The organism is Enterobacter sp. RHBSTW-00901, from assembly GCF_014103115.1.
Classification (GTDB): Bacteria; Pseudomonadota; Gammaproteobacteria; order Enterobacterales; family Enterobacteriaceae; genus Enterobacter; species Enterobacter cloacae_P.
In genome coordinates this window covers 4,069,301-4,091,026 of record NZ_JABXPB010000001.1, presented here as the reverse complement: position 1 = coordinate 4,091,026, position 21,726 = coordinate 4,069,301, and the positions used below count along the sequence as shown (strand labels likewise).

The following is a 21,726-nucleotide window of genomic DNA, read 5'->3' as shown; positions in this document are numbered from 1 at the left end:
TTCTCCCTCTCCCTGTGGGAGAGGGTTCGGGTGAGGGCATCTGACCGCTCTCATCCCAAATACTCAATCACCGACAACCCGCCGTTATAATCCGTGCTGTAGATAATCCCCTGTGCATCCACAAATACATCACACGACTGGATCACCTGCGGGCGATTCGGACGCGTATCCATCATCCTCTCCGGCGCTGCAGGTACCAGCGCACCGGTTTCAACGGGACGATACGGGTTCGAAATATCGTACGCGCGCACGCCTGCATTCTGATATGTCGCGAAAATCAGCGTTGAGCTGACAAAGCTTCCGGGTCGATTCTCGTGAAGATTATGCGGGCCAAAATGCGCGCCTTTTGCCACGTAGTCGATTTCCTCCGGCTGCGGAAAAGTAGAGATACTGACCGGGTTGGACGGCTCACGAATATCAAACAGCCAGATCAGCTTCTCGCCATCTTCCTGGTTATCGAGTACCGCTTCATCCAGCACCACCAGCAGGTCGCGGTCCGGTAACGGCAGCGCGGTATGCGTGCCGCCACCAAACGGTGGGCTCCAGTTGCGATGACTAATCAGCTTCGGCCGGGTTCTGTCTTTTACGTCCAGCAATGTTAGCCCACCATCGCGCCAGCTCCCATAGGCGGTATCACCGGCGATAATCGCGTGGTGCAGCGCATAGCGTTTACCTTCCGGCCAGTCCGGCTGTTCACCTTCGGCCTGGTGCATCCCCGGCAGCCACCAGCGCCCCGCCACTTCAGGTTTACGCGGATCGGCCAGATCGATGGTCAGGAAAATGTAATCGGCAAATCCGTCGAGCAGCGCTGAAACGTACGCCCAGCGCCCACCGACGTACCAGATGCGGTGAATGCCAATGCCGTTAAGCGACAGAAAACCAATTTCACGCGGCTTATCCGGCGTGGAGATATCAAATACGCGCAGCCCGGCGCTCCAGCCCTGGTCCAGGACATCACTAACGGTTTCCCCCACCTGACGGGTGTAGTAAACCTTCTCATCCGCGAAACGGGCATCGGCAAACAGATCCCGGGCGTTAATCACCAGCAGCAGGTCGTCGTGCGCCTGAAGATGCACATTCCAGGTGCCAGGCGGCGCAGGCACATAACCTGCAGCTTTGGGATTTTTCGGGTCGCGCACGTCCACAATCGAAAAGCCTTGCGACACCATATGACCGATGTACGCAAAACCGCGATGCACCATCAGCTGTACGCCATCCGGTCGACCACCCTGGTCACTATGGCCAATCAGCCGCATATTGCGGCTGTATTCGGGCGCTGGAAGCACGCTCATTTATTTTTCGCTTCCAGCGTCGCAAACCACGGCGCGATAAAATCTTCGGTCTGACCCCAGCCCGGAATGATTTTACCCAGCGACGCCACGTTCACCGCGCCTGGCTGCGCGGTCAGCAGCGCCTGAGGAATAGCAGCCGCTTTAAAATCGTAGGTCGCAGGCGTGGTTTCACCGGCAATCTTGTTGGCAATCAGACGCACGTTGGTGGCACCAATCAGCTTCGGATCCACCGCCACACTCACTTTCCACGGGCTACCGGATTCACGCATCAGCTGCAGATCCTGGTTGGAAATGTCGATACTGTAGAGTTTGATTTCGGTACGGCCGTTCTCTTTCAGGGCTTTGTAAGCGCCCTGGCTGAAGGCATCCCAGGTTCCCCAGATGGCGTCGATTTTGCCTTTCGGGTATTTCGCCAGAATCGCCCCCACTTTGTTGGCAGTATCGCCCTGCACGTCAGAAGACACCGCACCGATAGATTCCAGCTCTTTGATGCCCGGGTATTGCTTTTGCAGTGCTTTATACGCCGTCAGGCGACGTTCCATCGGCGGGAAGCCTGCTACCCACAGCTTCACGATATTGGCTTTGCCGTTGAAATCTTTCGCTAACTGGCCGAAGGAGAGGTTGGTCAGGGACGCGTCGTCCTGCCGGGTGACCGTCACACCCGGGATTTCGCCGTTGACGGCAGTATCAAACACCGAGACTTTGATGCCCGCATCCACCGCTTTTTTCACCAGCGCGGTCGCATACGGATCACGCCCCTGAGAGAGAATAATCCCGTCATATTTCTGGCTGATCGCCTGGTTGACGAAGTCCTGGAATTTGGCGTCATCACCGTTACTTAAAAAGGTGCTGACTTTAAAGCCGAGCTTCTTCCCTTCCTGAACCGCCCCGGCAACAAACTGCGTGGTGTTGTCATCAGAGCCAAGATTACGGATCACCGCAATGCGGATCGGGCCTTCGTGGTTTGCAATCGCGGCCGGAACCGCCGCAGATGTCGCCGCGAAACCCGGCAGAGAAGTCAGTAACCCTAATGCCACCAATGAGAGTGCGATTTTTTTCATTCTGTTATCCCGTTGTGTTGTTATAAATCGTTAACGTTTTTGTATGTAGGTAATCGCCAGCGCCACGGCGAGCACCAGCCCTTTTATAATGTCCATTGCGTAGTACGGCACCGAAAGCATCACCAGACCGTTCGACAGCACGCCAAGAATGACCGCTCCCACCAGCGTCCCGAGCGCGTTCGGTTTACCTGACCCGGCCAGTGAGAAACCAATCCACGCTGCCGCCACCGCATCCATCAGATAACCACCACCGGCATTCACCTGCGACGAGCCAATGCGCGAGGCCAGCAAAATGCCGCCCAACCCTGCCAGCAGAGAGGCAATCACGTAGGCCGCCACTTTGTAGCGCGTGGTGCGAATACCGGAGAGGCGTGCCGCCTCCGGGTTGCCGCCAATGGCATACATACGGCGGCCGTGGGTGGTCAGCGACAGAGCGAGCTGTGCCAGCACTGTCACCACCAGCATGATAATCACGATGGTCGGTACCTGCCCCAGCAGGCTGAACGTCGCCGGAATGGTTCCTTCGGCCATATCGCCGCCCGGCAGCACCATGTTCTCGGTAATCGAACCACCATAGCTGTAGGTCATCGCCACACCCTGAATCACAAACAGGCTGGCCAGCGTGGCCAGCATGTCCGGAATACGCAGGATGACGATCAGAAACGCATTGAACAGCCCTACCAGCGTACAGAGCGCAAGGGTGATCAGAATCGATTCGGTGGTGCCGAAGCCGTGCCAGACGAACAGCGAAATCACCAATGCGTTAGCCAGCGATGCGGTTGATCCCACAGAGAGATCAAACCCACCGATGGTCAGCGAAACCGACACGCCAATGGCGATCACCGTTACAATGGCAATCGAGCGCAGAATATTGATGATGTTGTTCGGATCGAGGAAGTTGTCCGATGCCAGGCCAAAGACGGCCACCAGCGCGACGACGGTCAGCAACATGCCCCACTTATAGAGAAAATCAAAAATTTGCTGACGGCCAGATGCCGCCGCCGTTACTGAAAGGGCTTTGCTCACGACGCCGTTCCTCCGGTTGAATAGTAAAGTAGTGTCTCTTCACGGGCCTCAGCCCCGGCAATTTCCGCCACGATGCGTCCATCCCACAGCACACAAATGCGGTCGCACAGCCCCACCAGTTCAGCGAATTCACCGGAGGCGTAAATCACCCCTTTGCCCTCGCGTGCCAGGCCGTCGATAAGCCTGAACAGATCGGTTTTGGCTTTCACATCCACGCCTTTCGTCGGCTCGTCAAACATTAAAACGCTGGCATCGTTACGCAGCCATTTTCCGATAGCGACCTTCTGCTGGTTGCCACCGGAAAGACGCCGCAGTACCTGCCCCGGCCCTCGCGCCCGTATCCCTACGCGGGCAATGACCTCTTCCGCCCAGCGCCACGCCTGGCGATGACCGAACAGACTCCAGCGCGAGAAGCTGTTATCCGCCGTCACCGCCAGATTCACGCTCACCGGCTCATCAATAAAGATGCCCTCTTTACGCCGTTCTTCAGGCACCAGCGCCAGACCGCGCAGCACCGAGTCTGCCGGGTCGCGCGGCTGCCAGGGCTGATGGTTCAGTTCACCGCGCGCCACGCGGCTTTTCGTGGCACCAAACAGCGCTTTACAGAGTTCGGTTTTACCCGCCCCCGCCAGCCCGGCAATGCCGAGGATCTCCCCTTTACGCAGATGCAGAGAGATATCCTTCAGCAACGCGTCGTCGTGTAGCCCTTCCACCCGCAGCAATGTCTCTTCGCTGTGAGGCGGACGCGCAGGCGGATAGATATCGCTCAGCACGTGGCCGAGCATCTTCTCGACAATGTCTTCACCGCTGAGATCCGCCATCGGGCCGGACTCAATCAGCCTGCCGTCGCGCAGTACCGTCAGGGTGTCGCAGATGGCTTTCAGCTCATGAATATGGTGGGAGATAAACACCACGCCAATGCCCTGCTGTTGCAGGCGTCTTACCACGGCAAACAGGCGTTCGCTCTCGTGGCTATCCAGCGGCGCAGTAGGCTCATCCAGAATTAAAAAACGGCAGTGGTGCGACAGCGCCCGCGCCAGCAAAATCTGCTGCTTTTCAGCCAGCGTGCAGCTGTCGATAGCGCGGCGAACATCAAGGGAAACATCCAGCTGAGCCAGCGCCTGTCTCGCCTGCTGGCGGATAGCGCGCCAGTTATAGCGGTGTCCCGGCTGTGCCAGCTGGTCGAGCATGATATTTTCGGCAATGCTCAACCCCGGGATCAGCGCGACGTCCACTTCCTGCTGTACCAGGTGGACCCCCAGCCGTTTTGCATCGAGAGGCTCACGGATCGTCACCGGCTGGTTGTTAATGCAGATCTCTCCTTCATAATGATCGTGAGTCCCGCACAACACCGCCATCAGCGTCGATTTCCCCGCACCGTTTGCTCCGGTCAGCGCATGCACGGAACCGCCGGTTAACGTGAAGTCCACGCGCGACAACGCCTGAAAACCGGAAAAGGCCAGGCTGATACCGCGCATCTCAAGGCGACTGGAAACCATCCGCGTAAAATCCTTCATTAATATTTTGATTTATTGAATTTTTCACAGCTCCGGTTGACTGACAACGACGGAAAAGGCATAAGATAAAGCCAAATATTATTAGCCATCTGGATGTCCAGACATAACATCGGGTTAGCGCGCCCTAAAAAAGGAAAACCACATGAGCAATACCGATATCCGTGTCGTACCCGGCCCGGCAAACTACTTCTCTCACCCCGGAAGCTTTGCGCATCTGAATGATTTCTTTACCCCGGAACAGCTTTCCCGCGCGGTGTGGATCTACGGCGAACGCGCAATCGAAGGTGCCCGCCCCTTCCTGCCGGAGAGCTTTAACGCACCAGGTGCAAAACATCTGCTGTTTAAAGGTCACTGCAGCGAGCGTGACGTCACCCACCTGGTGAATCGCTCCGGCGGTGATGCCAGTGTGGTGATTGGCGTTGGCGGCGGCGCACTGCTCGATACCGCCAAAGCGGTGGCACGCCGTCTGGGTGTGCCGGTTGTCGCCATTCCGACCATCGCTGCCACCTGCGCCGCGTGGACGCCACTTTCCGTGTGGTATAACGACGCCGGTCAGGCGCTACAGTTTGAGATTTTCGACGATGCCAATTTCCTGGTGCTGGTGGAGCCGCACATCATTCTTAACGCCCCGGCGGAATACCTGCTGGCGGGCATCGGCGATACGCTGGCGAAGTGGTACGAAGCGGTGGTCCTGGCTCCTCAGCCTGAAAAGCTGCCGCTGACCGTACGTCTGGGGATCAACGGTGCGCTGACTATCCGCGATGTCCTGCTGGAGCACAGTGAAGAAGCCCTGGCCGACCAGCAGCGTGGCGAACCGACGCAGGCGTTCAGGGATGTGGTGGACGCGATTATTGCCGGTGGCGGTATGGTCGGCGGTCTGGGTGAACGCTATACCCGCGTGGCGGCTGCACATGCGGTACATAACGGTTTAACCGTGTTGCCGCAGACGGAACAATACCTGCACGGTACCAAAGTGGCCTACGGGATCCTGGTGCAAAGCGCCCTGCTCGGCCAGGACGACGTACTGGCACAGCTGGTGGCGGCATATCAGCGCTTTAACCTGCCGACCCGGCTTCGTGAGCTGGATGTCGATATCAACAACCGCGACGAACTGGACAAGGTCATTGCCCATACCCTGCGCCCGGTAGAGTCGATTCACTTTTTACCGGTTGAGCTAACCCCTGACGTTCTGCGCGCTGCGTTTGAGAAGGTAGAATCCTTCAACCGTTAATAGCGTCGACCGTCTATACCTAATGATGATTCTCACCACTTTCTCAACGAGGTCATCATGCAGATCGATTTAACAGGTAAAAAGGCGCTGGTTACCGGTGCCAGCCGTGGGCTGGGTCGTGCGATTGCCCTATCGCTGGCGCGCGCCGGTGCCGATGTGATTATTACGTATGAAAAATCCGTCGATAAAGCCCATGCAGTCGCCGATGAGATAAAGGCGCTCGGGCGGCATAGCGAGGCCATTCAGGCTGACAGTGCCAGCGCACGGGCCATTCAGGATGCCGTCACGAATGCTGCACGCTCCCTCGGTGGGCTGGATATTTTGGTCAACAACGCCGGGATTGCGCGCGGCGGCCCGCTGGAGTCCATGACGCTGGCAGACATTGACGCCCTGATCAACGTCAATATTCGCGGCGTGGTGCTAACCACCCAGGAAGCGCTGGTGCATATGTCCGACGGCGGGCGCATTATCAACATCGGCAGCTGTCTGGCAAACCGCGTGGGAATGCCTGGCATTTCAGTCTATTCGATGACCAAATCTGCACTTAACTCCTTCACCCGTGGCCTGGCTCGCGATCTGGGGCCACGCGGCATTACCGTTAACCTTGTGCATCCTGGCCCAACAAACAGTGATATGAACCCGGAAGACGGTGAACAGGCTGAAGCGCAGCGTCAGATGATTGCCGTGGGTCATTACGGCCAGCCGGAAGACATCGCTGCCGCCGTCACCTTCCTCGCAAGCCCGGCTGCCGGACAGATCTCCGGCACGGGGCTGGACGTGGACGGGGGGTTGAACGCCTGATCGCAAATTTACTGCACACCTCTGTCGCCTGGCGGAGGTGTTTTCGAGCCGTCACGAAGGTTCGCATTTTGCCTCTACCCCCCGCAGTTTCTCCGCTCTACAGTGCCCCATAAGAAATTCAGAATTTATCTAATAGTCTTATTATTTCCTTATATTTTGTGTGGGCGTACAGTGGAGGTACGGATGAAGATTGTCTGGTCAAATGGTGCAAAGAAAGCGCTTACCAAAATCGATGGCCGTTATCATCGGCGCATTGAGGTTAAGCTCGCAGAGCTGGATGACCGTTCGGCTCCCCGATCCGATATCAAAAAAATATCGGTTTCAGAAAATCTTTTTCGGTTACGCGTGGGTGATTACCGCATTGTGATTACGCTTCGAGGTGATCCCAATAACGATTGCTATGTTTTGGCCGTTAAACTTAGAACATCAACAACTTACCTGCACGAGGAGAATACTCCCTATGGCTGTTCAGCTAATTAAGGACGATGAAGGGAAAACGCAGTATGTGGTTATTCCCTATGACGAATACTTTCGTATGTGCTTACAGATGGCAGAGATCGACGACGAAACCGACGACGATCTGGAGGATATTGAAGTCGAACACGATAGTTTGGATGACGTTGAATTGCCTGGGGAGGTCTGCAGTATCATGACCTGGCAGGACGTCAGCCTGCAGGCCGCCTGGCGTATCCTGCGCGGTTTATCCCAACAGGAGGTAGCCGATAAACTCGGCATCAGCCAGTCTGCCGTGTCACAGCTTGAAGCTCTCGACTCTCGCCCACAAAAGCGCACCCGCGAAAAGCTGGCGGCAATCTACGGTTGTAAGCAGGAACAGATCAGCCTCTATTTACCAAAAGAGGGTTAACAACACTTCGCACCGCCCTTGCCGCCGTAGCGGGCATCCTGGCGATCGCGGAAAAATTCTTCGTAGGTCATCGGCGTCTGGTCCGGATGATTGACGCGCATATGTTCGACGTAGTTATCGTAATCCGGCACGCCAATCATCATTTTGGCGGCCTGGCCTAAGTATTTACCTGCTTTGGAGAGGGTGTCGAACATAGTCAGTTTCTCGTTTTTGTCCCCTCTCCCCTGTGGGGAGAGGGTTAGGGTGAGGGGGATCAATGCGCCCCTTTCGCCTGGGTCACAATCTCTTCCAGGTTCTCAGGCATTGGTTCGTACGGCGTCTCTTTCGCCGTCGGCTTGTCTTCTTTCAGCGCCGCCAGCGCGGTCTTCAGAGAATACAACGCCAGCACCACAACCACCACCATAAAGAAGATGGTCAACCCGGCATCCAGACGGTTGTTAAACACCAGTTGCGAAAGCTGTGATTCCGTATACTGCGCCGGGATCTTACCGCTGTCGATCATCGCCTGGAACTTGTTAGCAATAGCCAGGAAGCCGACTTTATTATCCGGACTGAAGGCTTTCTGCCAGCCTGCCGTCAGGGTACAAATCAGCAGCCAGGCGGTTGGCAGCAACGCCACCCACGCATAACGCTGGCGTTTCATCCTGAACAGCACCACGGCACACAGCATCAGCGCCATCCCGGCCAGCATCTGGTTGGCGATACCGAACAGCGGCCACAGGGTGTTAATCCCACCCAGCGGATCCACCACTCCCTGATACAGGAAGTAGCCCCACGCCAGCACGCACAGCGCGGTTGCCAGCAGGTTTGCCGGTAACGAATCGGTGCGCTTCAGGTTAGGGGAGATCACCCCCAGCAAGTCCTGTAGCATAAAGCGCGCCGCACGCGTACCGGCATCCACCGCCGTCAGGATGAACAGCGCTTCAAACAGAATGGCGAAGTGATACCAGAACGACACATCCATCAACCCGCCCAGCGCACCGTGAAGAATATAGGCCATCCCTACTGCCAGCGTTGGCGCACCACCCGCACGGGAGATGATCGACTGCTCACCCACTTCATTCGCAATACTGGTTAACGTGTCAGGGGTAATGGCAAAGCCCCAGCCGCTCACCACCTGCGCGGCAGAAGCCACCATATCAACGGTTCCGGCCGGAGCCAGCACCGCCATCGGGCTGTTCATCGCAAAGTACACACCCGGGTCGATAATACAGGCCGACACCAGCGCCATGATCGCCACGAAGGACTCCATCAGCATGCCGCCGTAGCCAATCAGGCAGGCCTGATTTTCATTCGCCAGCATCTTCGGTGTGGTGCCAGAGGCAATCAGCGCGTGGAAGCCAGACACGGCACCACAGGCGATAGTGATAAACAGGAACGGGAACAGGTTACCCGTCCAGACCGGGCCAGTGCCGTCAATGAATTTGGTCAGCGCGGGCATGGTCAGGGTCGGGCGCATAATCAGAATGCCGATCGCCAGCCCCACAATGGTGCCGATTTTCAGGAAAGTGGAGAGGTAATCACGCGGAGCCAACAGCAGCCATACCGGTAGCACTGCCGCCACAAAGCCATAGCCCACCAGCATCCACGTCAGCTGTACGCCGGTAAAGTCAAAGAACGGTGCCCAGGTCGGGCTTTCGGCGACCCAACCGCCAGAGATAATAGCGAACACCAGGAACACCAGGCCAATCACCGACACTTCACCAATGCGCCCCGGGCGCAAATAGCGAATGTAGACCCCCATAAAAATAGCCAGTGGAATGGTAAAGGCGACGGTATACGTCCCCCACGGGCTGTGGGTCAGTGCTTTCACCACGATCATCGCCAGCACCGCGAGGATGATAACCATGATCATAAAGGTCGCCACCAGCGCAATCACCCCGGCAGTTGCGCCCATCTCCTCTTTCACCAGATCACCCAGCGAACGCCCGTCGCGGCGGGTCGAGACAAACAGCACCATAAAATCCTGCACGGCACCCGCCAGCACTACGCCTGCGAGGATCCAGATCATTCCCGGCAGATAGCCCATCTGCGCCGCCAGTACCGGCCCCACCAGCGGGCCAGCCCCGGCGATGGCTGCAAAGTGGTGACCAAACAGCACTTTTTTGTCGGTAGGAACGTAGTCCAGACCGTCGTTATGCCGCACGGCGGGCGTCATGCGCGTGGCATCGACAGCCAGCACATTTGTAGCGATAAAACGGCCATAAAAACGATACGCGATCAGATAAATGCAGACGGAAGCGACAACAATCCAGAGCGCATTGATCTGTTCCCCCCGGTTGAGGGCGATATAGCCCAGGGCAAGTGCTCCCACAACGGAGAGCACTGCCCATATAAGGTATTTCCCTGAGTTGTTCATAATTGGTGTCCGTTGTAGTGAAACAGTGAGATGTTACATTTTGTTTCTAGAACAACAGTCAAAATTTAACAACTTTGAAACGCAATAATGCGTGGTCAAACCACACATTTACACCACAGTGTTAAGCCGATCACTTTCGATATGGTTCCAAAAATCACACTTTCATCTTTTTCAGCCAGGCGGGATCCGCAACGATGATTTACATCATTTTTTCTCTCTCCGGGCAGGTCAAAATACCTGAACGATTAGCTGACAACATGGCAGATACAGAAGAATGGAACTCGAAAATTACATACAAGAACTCACCTCTCTGGTGAACGTGGACTGCGGTACCCAGACCATTGCAGGCGTCGCCACCGTGGCCGGCATTATCGGGAAACTCTGGCAGCGTGAAGGCTGGTATACCGAACAGGTGGATCTGGGCGAAAAAGTTGGCCCCGGCGTGTTCGTTAGCAATAAACCGCAGGCGGAGCAATTCGACGTACTGCTGGTCGGCCATCTGGACACCGTGTTTGCCCCCGGAACCGTGGCTGAGCGCCCGATGAGCGAGGATGATACCCGCCTGTATGGTCCTGGCGTGTCAGACATGAAAAGTGGGCTGCTGAATATTTTGTGGGCGATGCGCGAGTTGAATGCCGGGGATAAAGAGCGTCTGGCGATTGCCGTTGCGATGAACCCGGACGAAGAAACCGGTTCGGTGTACTCGCACGCATGGATTGGCGAGCTGGCAAAACGTGCCCGCTGCGTGCTGGTGTGCGAAGCTGCCCGTGCTGATGGTTCACTGGTGAAAGCACGTAAAGGCATGGCGGGTTATCACCTCACCTTCAGCGGCGTGGCAGCACATGCGGGTAACGACCCTGAAAAAGGCCGCTCGGCAATAACCGCGCTGGCAAACAGCATTATTGCCATCAATGCACTAACCGACTGGGATCGCGGTACTACGCTCAACGTGGGGGTGATTCAGGGCGGTAGTGCAGCAAACGTAGTGGCCGACAAGGCCGTTGCAGAACTCGATGTGCGTTTCTGGGAAAACGACGAGTACGACCGGGTGAATCAGGCGCTGGAAGCGTTATGTGCAACAGGCTTTTCAGAAGGCGTGACCACCACGATTACGCGGGTAAATCACAAACCAGCGATGGCAACCAGCGAAGCCACGCGGGTGTTGATGCAACAGGTTGAAGCCGCAGGTAAAGAAGAAGGTATTGCCATTACCTGGCAGGCAGTCGGCGGCGGCAGCGATGCCAACCACACCGCTGCGCTGGGCGTTCCGACGCTCGACGGCCTGGGGCCGATTGGTGCCGGGTTCCACAGCCCGGCAGAGTGGCTGGATAAGGCATCGATTGCACCGCGAATTCGATTACTCAGGCGTGTAGTTTCAATGCTCTGATTTGGCACCAAACCATTCCCTCTCCCTGTGGGGAGAGGGCAACAGACCGCACTAATTACCCCAACACCATTGTACTCAACCGGCAAGTACAGCACCGTCGTCCCTGCTCATCAAATACCACAATTTCCCAGCTCTGGCTGGTGCGCCCCAGATGCAGCGGCTGAGGCACCGCCGTGCAGCAGACCAAACGGCTGATGGGTACGCGCATCCACCGGCATTTCCGCCTCAAGGGTGTCATCGCCGATGCGGGTATAGACCATGCCCAGATGCGCCACCAGAGTATTCAGGCTGGTGGCATTCAGTGCTTCGAGCGATAAATGGCGCTTCCAGATCATCTACGCCCCCAGCGTGGAGCCGCCGTCCACCACAATATCCTGCAGGGTGATATGGCTGGCCGCATCTGATGCGAGGAACAGAATAGTGCTGGCGACCTCCTGCGGACGGGCAATTTTGCCCAGCGGAATGCCGAGCTTAAACTGTTCGCCAAAGCCACGAATCCGCAACTGTTCGGCATCGTCACTCTTCCACAGGGTACGCTGCATATCGGTATCGGTTGAGCCCGGCGACACCAGATTGCAACGCACGCCACTGCCCGCCAGCTCCAGCCCGACGGTCAGTGCCAGGCTTTTCAGCGCTGCCTTCGACGCACCGTAGGCGCTCATGCCGATGCGCGGCGTATGGGCGGCGTCAGACGCCACGGTCACAATTGCCCCGCCCTGCTGACGACGAAACTGGCCCATTGTCTGCTGGAACAGATTAAACGCCCCACCGACGTTGACCGCGAAGGTCTGCTGCCAGTCTTCCTGAGAGATCTGATCCGTCGCGCCCATACGCAGGATCCCGGCCGCATTCACCAGCACATCCAGACGCTCAATGGTGCTGAGCACGCGCCCGCAAACGTCGCTCACCTGAGCAGAGTCCGCCACGTCCAGCGTTTCGGTGGTAAACGGATAATCCTCCAGCCCAAACGCCAGGTCGAACCCGGTGACCCGCGCGCCCGCCTCCACAAACGCCTGCGCAGTAGCGTAACCGATGCCCTTGCCCGCCCCCGTCACCCAGACGTTTTTGCCGGCGAAATCGAAACCCGCCATCATTTCACCTCACGAGAGAGCAGCGCCCACCAGGCCTCAATCGTCGGGTTTTTCGCCAGCATCACGAAGTCGATATCGCCGTATACTTTGCGCCAGCGCGCCGCCAGCGCCATCATGCGCACCGAGTCCAGACCGTAGTCGATCAGGTTTTCGTCATTCATCGGCTCGTCGGACTCATCCAGCAACGGCAACACCAGCTCACGTAGCGCCTCTTTTGAGGCAGGAACAGAAGGCAGCAGTTCATCAGTCATCACCACGCGGCCGGAACGTCCTGCCACATAGTTGAGCGACATCAGATGCTCATCGCGGGTAAAATCCGCCAGCGCATCGGCGATGAAGAACGGTTTAATGTCGCGCATAAACGCGTCGGTGGCGGTGGTCATGCAGCCGATGTGGGCATAAACGCCGGTGATCAGCAGCTGATTACGCCCGGTCTCTTTGAGCATGAGTTCCAGCGGCGAACGGTGGAACGCACTGTAACGCCACTTCACCAGCACGGTGTCGGCTTCGTCCGGCGTCAGCTCCGCCACAATGCGTTGCTGCTCGGGCGAACGGGTCAGACCCGGTCCCCACATGTCGTTCAACAGGGCGCGATCGTCATCGCTCTGCTCTTTCGGCTGCGCGGTGTAGTAGACCGGAATGTTGTGCACTTTGCAGTAGTCACGCAGTCTGGCGATGTTTGCCACCACCTGCGCCATCATCGGGCTGTTTTCGCCCCAGAAGTTCAGGAAATACTCCTGCATATCGTGGATCAACAGCGCCGCGCGCTCCGGCTCAAACGCCCAGTTCACTTTGTTGGTCGGCAGGTCTGCGACGGTTGGCAGTGCGTAAGCGGTTAATTTTGGGATAGCCATATTCTGTTCCTTAGCCCTGGGTGCGTTCCGCAAGCCGCAGGCGCAACTGTTTCTTATCAACTTTACCGACCGGCGTTAACGGGAGTGCATCCACGCTTTCCACGCGATCCGGTAGCTTAAATTCCGCAACGCCCTGTTCCCGCAGGAAGCGACGCACTTCGACCGCGCGCAGCGGCTGTTTCACCACCAGATACGCGCAACTTTTCTCACCCAGCAGGCTGTCTTCCATGCTCACCAGCGCGGCGTGGATCACCGCCTCGTGGCGCAGCAGCAGGTTTTCGATCTCTTCAGCGGCAATCTTTTCGCCACCCCGGTTGATCTGATCTTTCTCGCGACCCTGCACGGTGATATAGCCCTGCTCGTCAATGGCGATCAGATCGCCGGAGCAGTAAAAACCGTTGGCATCAAAGGCGCTGGCGTTGTGTTCCGGGCTGTTGAAATAACCCCGGAAGGTGTACGGCCCGCGGGTCATCAGACGCCCGACTTCGCCGCGTGGCAGCGGGTTACCGTGCTCATCGGCCACCCACACTTCATCATCAGGACACATCGGACGGCCCTGAGTGTTGATAATGCGTTCCGGCGTATCGTCGAGCGCGGTGTAGTTCACCAGCCCTTCCGCCATACCAAACACCTGCTGCAACTGGCAGCCCATCTCCACCGGAATACGCACGGCAAGCGTGGCGGAAAGACGCGCACCACCCACCTGCAGCAACTTCAGCGACTGAAGCCGGGCGTTACCCGCCCCTTCGGCAATCGCCTGTAGCCACAGGCTGACCGCAGGCGGCACCAGCGAGGTGACGTTGATCTGGTGCTGTTCAATCAGCGGGAAACAGAGCGTGGCGCTCGGATCATTCGCCAGCACCACGCAGCCGCCTGCGGTAAAGACGCCCAGCGAACCCGGCGAACTCATGGCGTAGTTGTGCGCCGCAGGCAGCGCATTCAGGTAACGGGTATCCGCGGTAATGCCGCAAATTTCGTTGCTGCGACGAATGCTGTAGTCGTAGTCGTTATGCGTGCGTGGGATCAGCTTCGGCGTGCCGGTACTGCCGCCGGAGAGCTGGAAAAATGCCACTTCATCGGCTGGGGTTGGGTTGGGAATGAAACGATCCGCCGGGCGCGCAATCGCGGCTTCCAGGGCATGATCCCCCTTATCACCGCGCAGTAGCACGACGCGCACCGAGCGGTATTCATCGGTAAAGGTATTGAGGAAGCTATCACCCGTAAACAATGCATGCTCGCGATCGGCAATCAGCAGTGCTGGTTTGATCTGCGCGGCATAGGCGTTCAGTTCGTTACGCTGATGACTAAAGAGCGCATTGACCGGAGCCACGCCCACCTGTAGCAGCGCGAAGAAAGTGATGTAGAACTCGGCCACGTTGCCAAGCTGCACCAGCGCCGTCTCGCCGCGCTGCAGACCCTGTGCCTGTAACATTGACGCCAGGTTGTTCACTGCCTGGTTGAATTCGCGCCAGGTAAAGCGGCGGTCGCCGTCAATGATAGCGACCGTGTCGCTGTCTGCGCGATCGGTCAGGATGTGAGTTAATGGCCGATCCTGCCAGTAGCCTTTTTCACGGTAGCGCCGGGCAAAATCCTCAGGCCAGCGGGTAAAGGGAATGGTCATGAGTGCTCCTTAATGCAAACCAAAAACATTCAGCATGGTGGAGAGCTTCACGCCGGTTTCTCGCCACTCCCCCACCGGAGAGGACGCTGGCACAATGCCCGCGCCCGCAAACAGGCGAACGGACTTCTCATGCAAACGCGCGCAGCGGATGGTCACCACCCACTCGCCATTACCTTCGCTGTCGCACCAGCCGACGATGCCGCCAAACAGTTCACGGTCAAACGGTTCCAGTTCGGCAATCAGCTGTTTTGCTGCCTGGTGAGGGAAACCGCTCAACGCAGGGGTCGGGTGCAGCAGACAGGCCAGCGTCAGCGCGTTTTCGTTTTCCCGCGCATCCCCTTCCACCGGTGTTGCCAGATGCCACAACGTCGGCGTGGTGATGAGCTGCGGTGAAGCTGGCATGCTCAGATGATGGCTGCGCGGCTCCAGAATGGCTTTCATCGCCTGCGTGACCAGGTCATGCTCGTGACGGTCTTTTTCTGACGCCAGCAGCTTGTTGCCCGCTTCGCGATCCAGCATGTCATCCGGCTGACGGCGTGCGGAGCCTGCCAGTGGCAGCGAGCTAAAGCGCGCGCCCTCTTTGCGCAACAGTAGCTCCGGGCTTGCACCGAGCAACACACCGCCATCTTCCAGCGGCACGTGGAAATTAAAGCTGGCCGGGTTCTGCGCAATCAGCCGTTCCAGCAAGGCGCTGCTATCAATCTTCTCGTCAGTCGCAATCTCAATCAGGCGCGACAACACCACTTTGTTCACCTGCGGCGTGGCGGTAAGCGCCGCCGCACGTGCCACCATCTCTTCGAAAACTAACTGCGGAGGGATCTCAGCCCGTGTTGCCACATTCAGCGCCTGCGCGCCGGAGAAATAGCGGGCGGACTGCTGACGCGCCGGGCGAGAGAATGCCTGCCAGCTTTGCGGAATAAACAGTGACGACGGTTTGCGGGTATCGAATGGAATAGCGCCCACCATGACAGGATGGGCAATGCCGCTGGCTTTCGCGTTCCGGAAAGCCTGGGCTAATTTTTGCTGGAAATTGCCAGCCGGATCGTCGCCGCCAACGGCGGATTCGGAGAAACGGGCAAAACAACCTGACGTGGTAAAACTGCGATAAGGCGACATAAAGAAAAAGCTGTCTGATTGCAGCGTGGTCGCGGTGTGCTGAACTTCCTCAGCCAGGGACGTATCCATATCATCCTCCTGAAATGATAAAGGCAGTAATAATGATTATCATTTATATTTTCGATGGCTAACCTAATCGCAGAGTGTCCTGGTGTCAACCACAGAGAGAACAACTTGTGCGACTATCGCTTGCATCCCTTCGCTGCAATCGTGAAAATGAGAATCATTAACCTCATAAAAAACAGGATGCCGCTTTGTGAAACTGCCCGCTATTTGTCGTAATGCCCTGCTTTTAACCGGACTTTTTGTTTTAGGACTAACCTCAGCGACCGCCGCCGACTGGCCTCGTCAGGTGACTGACAGCCACGGTACGCACACCCTGAAAAGCAAACCGCTGCGCATTGTCTCCACCAGCGTGACCTTAACCGGCTCCCTGCTGGCAATCGATGCCCCCGTCATCGCCAGCGGAGCCACAACGCCAAATAACCGCGTGGCGGATGCACAGGGCTTCCTGCGCCAGTGGGGTGATATTGCGAAACAGCGCAAGCTTGCACGGCTGTATATTGGTGAGCCGAGCGCCGAGGCCGTCGCTGCCCGGATGCCGGACCTGATTTTAATCAGCGCCACCGGCGGAGATTCCGCACTGGCGCTGTACGATCAGCTTTCCGCCATCGCACCTGTTCTGGTTATCAATTACGACGACAAAAGCTGGCAGGCACTGTTAACACAGCTGGGTACAATTACCGGCCAGGAAAAACAGGCCGCAGAACGCATTGCGGAATTTGATAAGCAACTCGCCCGGGTGAAGCAGCAAATGACGCTGCCACCGCAGCCGGTCAACGCCATTGTCTACACCGCCGCCGCGCACAGCGCCAACCTGTGGACGACGGAATCTGCACAGGGTCAGTTGCTCCACCAGTTGGGCTTTACGCTGGCTGAGCTGCCCGCCGGGTTACATACCTCCAAAAGCCAGGGCCAACGCCACGACATCATCCAGTTGGGTGGCGAAAACCTGGCGACGGGTCTGAACGGTGAAGGGTTGTTCCTGTTTGCCGGTGACCAAAAGGATGTGGACGCAATTTACGCCAACCCGCTGCTGGCACACCTGCCTGCGGTGCAGAACAAGCGCGTCTGGGCATTGGGAACGGAGACATTCCGCCTGGATTATTACAGCGCGATGCGGGTATTAGACAGACTGGATTCGTTGTTTAAGTAGGGCATTAACCCGTCCTCTTCCTGTGGGAGAGGACGGGGATGAAGGCATCAGGCCGCACTGTCGTTCAACACAACTTCCTGCCTGAACCGTCGCAGCTCCGCCAACACCAGCAACAAAATCCCCCCGACAACCGCCAGCGCAAACCCACTGCTGCTCGCTGACGCCACCGGCGTCATCATCGCGCCCAGCCCGCCGAGGATCGCCGCGCCGATGGCATCACCCGTCACGTTCTGCGCCGTCCACAGACCGTTAATGCGCCCCAGCATCCCTTCCGGCGTCTGGGTCTGGATCAGGGTGTATTGCAACAATGAACTGATCGCACTCAGCCAGCCAAAGATTGCCAGGCAGAGCACGCCCAGCGCCCACACCGGCATCAGGCTGAAGAAGCCAATAGCGATAAACGAGGCCAGCGTCGCCACCAGCATAATCAACCCCGGACGCGCACTCTGTGCCAGCTTACCGCTGGTGAGCGCGCCGCACGCCGCGCCAAGTGGGATTGCCGCATATAACACGCCAATCTGCGGGGCGCTCATCTGCCACTCACCCGCCAGCGCCGGATAGAGCACGCGCACGGCGCTCGCCATCGTCAGCAAACCACCCAGCAACGCAATGCCGCCAATCAGCGGGTTGCTGAACAGAAAACGGATCGCCGCCATCAGTGATTTCAGCGGATGTTCGCGCTGTTGCGGCGGTGGTGGCAGAAGCGGTAAGCGCAGCAACGTGAGCGTGGTGATAAAGGTTCCCGCCGCCGCCAGCCCGTAGTTCCACGCCACGTCGCCGGTTGCCAGCAATAAACCACCGACCATCGGTGAAATCACCGATCCCAGGCGCACGGTGAGCATCGTAATCGCTCCCGCCTGCATCAGGTTTTCACGCCCCACCAGCGCAGGCGTAGCCGCCAGCAGCGCCGTCACGCCTAACGATGCGAAAAAGCCATCCCACAACCCCAGGGCATAAATCGCCATTAATGATGGCTCCGGCAACATGGCGTTCAGACACAACCCGACAAACCCCACGCCGCAGGTACCCCGCGCCAGCAGGATGAGTTTTTTACGTTCGTACCTGTCCGCCAGCACGCCGCCAATCATCAGACCGATAAACATCGCCCCACCCGTTAACGTAACGGATAACCCCACCAGCCAGCTGGAGTGAGTCAGGGTCTGGATCTGTACCGGCACGGCCACGCCGAGCAGGCCGAGGGATAAAATGGAGATAAAACGGGCGATAAAAACAGCGCGGTACGCCGGATGCGTTTTAAGCAGGCTGAGGTTGATCAGCCAGGATTTTTGATTCATGACAAGGCCCTGAGGTCTAACGATCTACCAATTTCATGGGCGCACATGCTAACATAGCCAAATAAGATAGATAACGATAATTACTATCATTATCAAATCATGGATGTTGCTATGTCGTTTTCCTCTTCTGCGGTGCGCGCCGTTGCGGTGCCCGTTTTATTGCTACTGTTGATCCTTGCGATTGCACTCAGTCTGCTGGTTGGCGCGAAGCCGCTGCCCGCGTCCGTTATTGTCGATGCACTCTCCGGCACCTGCCAGAGCGCCGACTGCACCATCGTGCTGGACGCCCGTTTACCCCGCACGCTTGCCGGATTACTGGCCGGTGGCGCACTGGGAATTGCGGGTGCCCTGATGCAAACCCTCACCCGTAACCCGCTGGCTGACCCCGGTATTCTCGGCGTCAACTCTGGTGCCAGCTTTGCGATTGTGCTCGGCGCAGCGCTGTTCGGGTTTAGTTCGCCGTCGGAGCAGCTGATGATGGCCTTTTGCGGCGCGCTGGCAGCCTCACTGGTCGTCGCCTTTACCGGCAGCCAGGGCGGCGGACAACTTAGTCCGGTACGCTTAACGCTGGCAGGCGTGGCGCTTGCCGCCGTGCTGGAAGGGTTATCCAACGGCATCGCCCTGCTCAACCCGGACGTCTACGATCAGTTGCGTTTCTGGCAGGCCGGCTCACTGGATATCCGCACGCTGGACACCTTAAAAGTGGTGATGATCCCGGTGATTATCGCCGCCGCCGTGGCGCTGTTTTTAAGCCGGGCGCTGAACAGCCTGAGCCTCGGCAGCGACACAGCCACCGCACTCGGTAACCGCGTGGCGCGCACGCAGTTAACAGGTTTACTGACGATCACCATTCTGTGCGGCAGTGCAACCGCCGTGGTCGGCCCGATTGCCTTTATCGGTCTGATGATGCCGCATATGGCGCGCTGGCTGGTGGGGGCAGATCACCGCTGGTCTTTGCCCGTTACGCTGCTTGCCACGCCTGCTCTGTTGCTGTTTGCCGATATTCTCGGTCGTCTTTTGGTTCCCGGTGAATTGCGCGTTTCGGTGGTCAGCGCCTTTATCGGTGCCCCTGTGTTGATTTTCCTCGTACGGCGTAAACGCGGAGGTGGCGCATGATGGCTCCATCCCGTCGTTTAGTCACCAGCGTCTCCCTGCTGGCGTTCGCCATTGTACTGCTGGCGGTCTGGAGCCTGCGCAGCGGCGCGGTGATGCTCGATTTTACCCAGGTCTTTCACGCGCTGCTCGGCAGTGCGCCACGCAATATCACGATGGTGGTCACCGAATGGCGGCTGCCGCGCGTGGCGATGGCCATTCTGGTGGGCGCGGCGCTTGGCGTCAGTGGTGCGATATTCCAGTCGCTGATGCGTAACCCGTTGGGCAGCCCGGACGTGATGGGCCTCAATACCGGCGCATGGAGCGGTGTGCTGGTGGCGATGGTGCTGTTTGGTCAGCACCTGACGGCCATTACCGTTACGGCGATGGCTGGCGGCATTTTGACCTCCCTGCTCATCTGGGCGCTCGCGTGGCGAAATGGTATCGACACCTTCCGCCTGATCATTATCGGTATCGGCGTGCGCGCCATGCTGATGGCCTTCAACACCTGGCTGCTACTGCAGGCTTCGCTGGAAACCGCGCTCTCCGCCGGGCTGTGGTACGCCGGTTCGCTGAACGGCCTGACGTGGAGCAAGACCTGGCCCGCCGCGCCGCTGATCCTGCTGATGTTTATTGGCGCGATCCTGCTGGTGCGACGCATGCGCCTGCTGGAGATGGGCGACGACAGCGCCTGCGCGCTCGGCGTGGGCGTTGAGCGTTCGCGCCTGATGCTGATGCTGGTGGCCGTTTTACTGACCGCTGCCGCCACCGCCATCGCCGGACCGATCTCATTTATCGCCCTCGTGGCTCCCCATATTGCGCGACGCCTCAGCGGGACGGCGCGCTGGGGGTTAACCCAGGCAGCATTGTGCGGTGCCCTGTTATTGCTGGCTGTTGACCTCTGCGCCCAACAGCTGTTTATGCCGTATCAGCTACCGGTAGGCGTGGTGACCGTCAGCCTCGGTGGTATTTACCTCATCGTTTTGTTAGTTCAGGAGTCACGCAAGAAATGACCGACTCAGTAACCCGCTTGCGCGGCGAAAACTTAACCCTCGGCTATGGCAAAAAAATCATTGCCCGCAACCTGAGCGTCGCCATTCCTGACGGCCATTTCACGGCGATCATCGGCCCGAACGGCTGCGGCAAATCGACACTGTTGCGCACCCTCAGCCGCCTGATGACACCGGTTGACGGCAGCGTGTTTCTCGACGGCGAGCAGATCCAGCGCTTTGCCAGCAAAGAGGTGGCGCGGCGTATCGGGCTGCTGGCACAAAACGCCACCACGCCGGGAGACATCACCGTGCAGGAGCTGGTCTCCCGCGGGCGCTACCCGCACCAGCCATTGTTTACCCGCTGGCGCAAAGAGGACGATGACGCGGTGAACCGGGCGATGCAGGCGACAGGCATCACCGACCTCGCATTACAAAGCGTGGATACCCTTTCCGGGGGCCAGCGTCAGCGGGCGTGGATCGCAATGGTGCTGGCGCAGGAAACCGCCATTATGCTGCTGGACGAGCCCACCACGTGGCTGGATATCAGCCATCAGATTGACCTGCTGGAACTGCTGAGCGACCTGAACCGTACGCAGGGCTACACGCTGGCGGCAGTACTGCATGATTTGAACCAGGCGTGCCGTTACGCCACGCATTTGATTGCATTGCGCGACGGCGAGATTGTGGCGCAGGGCGCGCCAAAAGAGATTGTGACGCCGGAGCTGATCGAGCGGATCTACGGCATGCGCTGCATGATTATTGACGATCCGGTGGCGGGTACGCCGCTGGTGGTTCCGCTAGGGAAACGTACGGTCTGATGCCCTCACCCCAACCCTCTCCCACAGGAAGAGGGAGCAAACTATCCCCTCGCCCCTATCGGGGGAGGGTTAGAGTGAGGGGAGGATTTACA

At 58.1% G+C, this 21,726-nt stretch carries 20 protein-coding genes and 1 pseudogene; 9 read left to right on the top strand and 12 right to left on the bottom strand.

Translation table 11 applies throughout. The features are described from left to right. Positions 1-50: 50 nt before the first annotated feature. From HV318_RS19670 to HV318_RS19655, 4 genes are read right to left on the bottom strand one after another with little or no spacing between them, the layout of a single operon-like run. The gene (locus tag HV318_RS19670) at positions 51-1,292 is read right to left on the bottom strand and encodes an LVIVD repeat-containing protein (RefSeq protein WP_182274076.1); all 1,242 of its coding nucleotides are present in this window, start codon (positions 1,290-1,292) and stop codon (positions 51-53) included. Further along, positions 1,289-2,353 carry a sugar ABC transporter substrate-binding protein gene (locus HV318_RS19665; RefSeq protein WP_182274075.1) on the bottom strand — a complete coding sequence of 355 codons (1,065 nt, stop codon included), beginning with the start codon at positions 2,351-2,353 and terminating at the stop codon, positions 1,289-1,291. The genes HV318_RS19670 and HV318_RS19665 overlap by 4 nt, the downstream gene beginning before the upstream one ends. Before the next feature lie 30 nt (positions 2,354-2,383). Then, complete coding sequence (locus HV318_RS19660) at positions 2,384-3,379, bottom strand: ABC transporter permease (protein ID WP_182274074.1); 996 nt, start codon at positions 3,377-3,379, stop codon at positions 2,384-2,386. Beyond that, a complete protein-coding gene (locus HV318_RS19655) occupies positions 3,376-4,878 on the bottom strand; it encodes a sugar ABC transporter ATP-binding protein (RefSeq protein WP_182274073.1) in 1,503 nt (500 codons plus the stop codon). Before HV318_RS19655 ends, HV318_RS19660 begins: the two co-directional genes overlap by 4 nt. 160 nt (positions 4,879-5,038) lie before the next feature. Here HV318_RS19655 and HV318_RS19650 point away from each other — a divergent pair, with 160 nt between their 5' ends. The 4 genes from HV318_RS19650 (at position 5,039) to relB (ending at position 7,793) form a co-directional block, all read left to right on the top strand. Continuing rightward, positions 5,039-6,127 (top strand): oxidoreductase, encoded by a 1,089-nt coding sequence (locus HV318_RS19650; protein WP_182274072.1) that lies wholly within the window; start codon positions 5,039-5,041, stop codon positions 6,125-6,127. A gap of 57 nt (positions 6,128-6,184) precedes the next feature. Further along, positions 6,185-6,928 carry an SDR family NAD(P)-dependent oxidoreductase gene (locus HV318_RS19645; RefSeq protein WP_182274071.1) on the top strand — a complete coding sequence of 248 codons (744 nt, stop codon included), beginning with the start codon at positions 6,185-6,187 and terminating at the stop codon, positions 6,926-6,928. A gap of 183 nt (positions 6,929-7,111) precedes the next feature. Beyond that, a complete protein-coding gene (locus HV318_RS19640; RefSeq protein WP_182274070.1) occupies positions 7,112-7,408 on the top strand; it encodes a type II toxin-antitoxin system RelE family toxin in 297 nt (98 codons plus the stop codon). Further along, entirely contained in the window at positions 7,389-7,793 is a 405-nt protein-coding gene (gene relB / locus HV318_RS19635) for a type II toxin-antitoxin system RelB family anti-toxin (protein ID WP_182274069.1), read from the top strand. Before HV318_RS19640 ends, relB begins: the two co-directional genes overlap by 20 nt. On the opposite strand, the gene HV318_RS19630 is transcribed toward relB, so the two are convergent. Together HV318_RS19630 and cstA are read right to left on the bottom strand one after the other, a co-directional pair. Then, entirely contained in the window at positions 7,790-7,987 is a 198-nt protein-coding gene (locus HV318_RS19630; RefSeq protein ID WP_006809671.1) for a YbdD/YjiX family protein, read from the bottom strand. The genes relB and HV318_RS19630 overlap by 4 nt on opposite strands. Positions 7,988-8,046: 59 nt before the next feature. After that, the gene (gene cstA, locus HV318_RS19625) at positions 8,047-10,152 is read right to left on the bottom strand and encodes a pyruvate/proton symporter CstA (RefSeq protein WP_182274068.1); all 2,106 of its coding nucleotides are present in this window, start codon (positions 10,150-10,152) and stop codon (positions 8,047-8,049) included. Between the two features lie 274 nt (positions 10,153-10,426). Between cstA and HV318_RS19620 the strand changes: the two genes are divergently transcribed. Then, on the top strand, positions 10,427-11,539 hold the full coding sequence (locus HV318_RS19620) for a M20 family metallopeptidase (protein ID WP_182274067.1): 1,113 nt from the start codon (positions 10,427-10,429) through the stop codon (positions 11,537-11,539). Positions 11,540-11,594: 55 nt separating this feature from the next. Here HV318_RS19620 and HV318_RS19615 read toward each other — a convergent pair. The 5 genes and pseudogenes from HV318_RS19615 to entC form a co-directional block, all read right to left on the bottom strand. Beyond that, positions 11,595-11,874: pseudogene (locus tag HV318_RS19615) on the bottom strand (hotdog fold thioesterase). Next, positions 11,875-12,630 carry a 2,3-dihydro-2,3-dihydroxybenzoate dehydrogenase EntA gene (entA, locus tag HV318_RS19610; protein ID WP_182274066.1) on the bottom strand — a complete coding sequence of 252 codons (756 nt, stop codon included), beginning with the start codon at positions 12,628-12,630 and terminating at the stop codon, positions 11,875-11,877. It abuts the pseudogene before it with no gap. Next, positions 12,630-13,484 (bottom strand): isochorismatase, encoded by an 855-nt coding sequence (locus tag HV318_RS19605; protein ID WP_182274065.1) that lies wholly within the window; start codon positions 13,482-13,484, stop codon positions 12,630-12,632. The genes entA and HV318_RS19605 overlap by 1 nt, the downstream gene beginning before the upstream one ends. Before the next feature lie 10 nt (positions 13,485-13,494). Then, positions 13,495-15,105 (bottom strand): (2,3-dihydroxybenzoyl)adenylate synthase EntE, encoded by a 1,611-nt coding sequence (gene entE / locus HV318_RS19600; RefSeq protein ID WP_182274064.1) that lies wholly within the window; start codon positions 15,103-15,105, stop codon positions 13,495-13,497. Between the two features lie 9 nt (positions 15,106-15,114). Further along, the gene (entC, locus tag HV318_RS19595) at positions 15,115-16,290 is read right to left on the bottom strand and encodes an isochorismate synthase EntC (protein ID WP_182274063.1); all 1,176 of its coding nucleotides are present in this window, start codon (positions 16,288-16,290) and stop codon (positions 15,115-15,117) included. Between the two features lie 187 nt (positions 16,291-16,477). On the opposite strand from entC, the gene fepB reads away from it, so the two are divergent. Continuing rightward, positions 16,478-17,437 (top strand): Fe2+-enterobactin ABC transporter substrate-binding protein, encoded by a 960-nt coding sequence (fepB, locus tag HV318_RS19590; RefSeq protein WP_182274062.1) that lies wholly within the window; start codon positions 16,478-16,480, stop codon positions 17,435-17,437. A gap of 47 nt (positions 17,438-17,484) precedes the next feature. On the opposite strand, the gene entS is transcribed toward fepB, so the two are convergent. Further along, complete coding sequence (entS, locus tag HV318_RS19585) at positions 17,485-18,732, bottom strand: enterobactin transporter EntS (RefSeq protein ID WP_182274061.1); 1,248 nt, start codon at positions 18,730-18,732, stop codon at positions 17,485-17,487. A 111-nt stretch (positions 18,733-18,843) separates the two neighbouring features. Between entS and fepD the strand changes: the two genes are divergently transcribed. Genes fepD through fepC form a run of 3 tightly spaced genes read left to right on the top strand, consistent with a single transcriptional unit; the run spans position 18,844 to position 21,634 of the window. Then, positions 18,844-19,848 carry a Fe(3+)-siderophore ABC transporter permease gene (gene fepD / locus HV318_RS19580; RefSeq protein WP_182274060.1) on the top strand — a complete coding sequence of 335 codons (1,005 nt, stop codon included), beginning with the start codon at positions 18,844-18,846 and terminating at the stop codon, positions 19,846-19,848. Beyond that, positions 19,848-20,837, top strand: a complete 990-nt coding sequence (gene fepG / locus HV318_RS19575) for an iron-enterobactin ABC transporter permease (RefSeq protein ID WP_182274637.1) — start codon at positions 19,848-19,850, stop codon at positions 20,835-20,837. The genes fepD and fepG overlap by 1 nt, the downstream gene beginning before the upstream one ends. Next, positions 20,834-21,634, top strand: a complete 801-nt coding sequence (gene fepC, locus HV318_RS19570; RefSeq protein WP_182274059.1) for an iron-enterobactin ABC transporter ATP-binding protein — start codon at positions 20,834-20,836, stop codon at positions 21,632-21,634. Before fepG ends, fepC begins: the two co-directional genes overlap by 4 nt. Positions 21,635-21,726 lie beyond the last annotated feature (92 nt).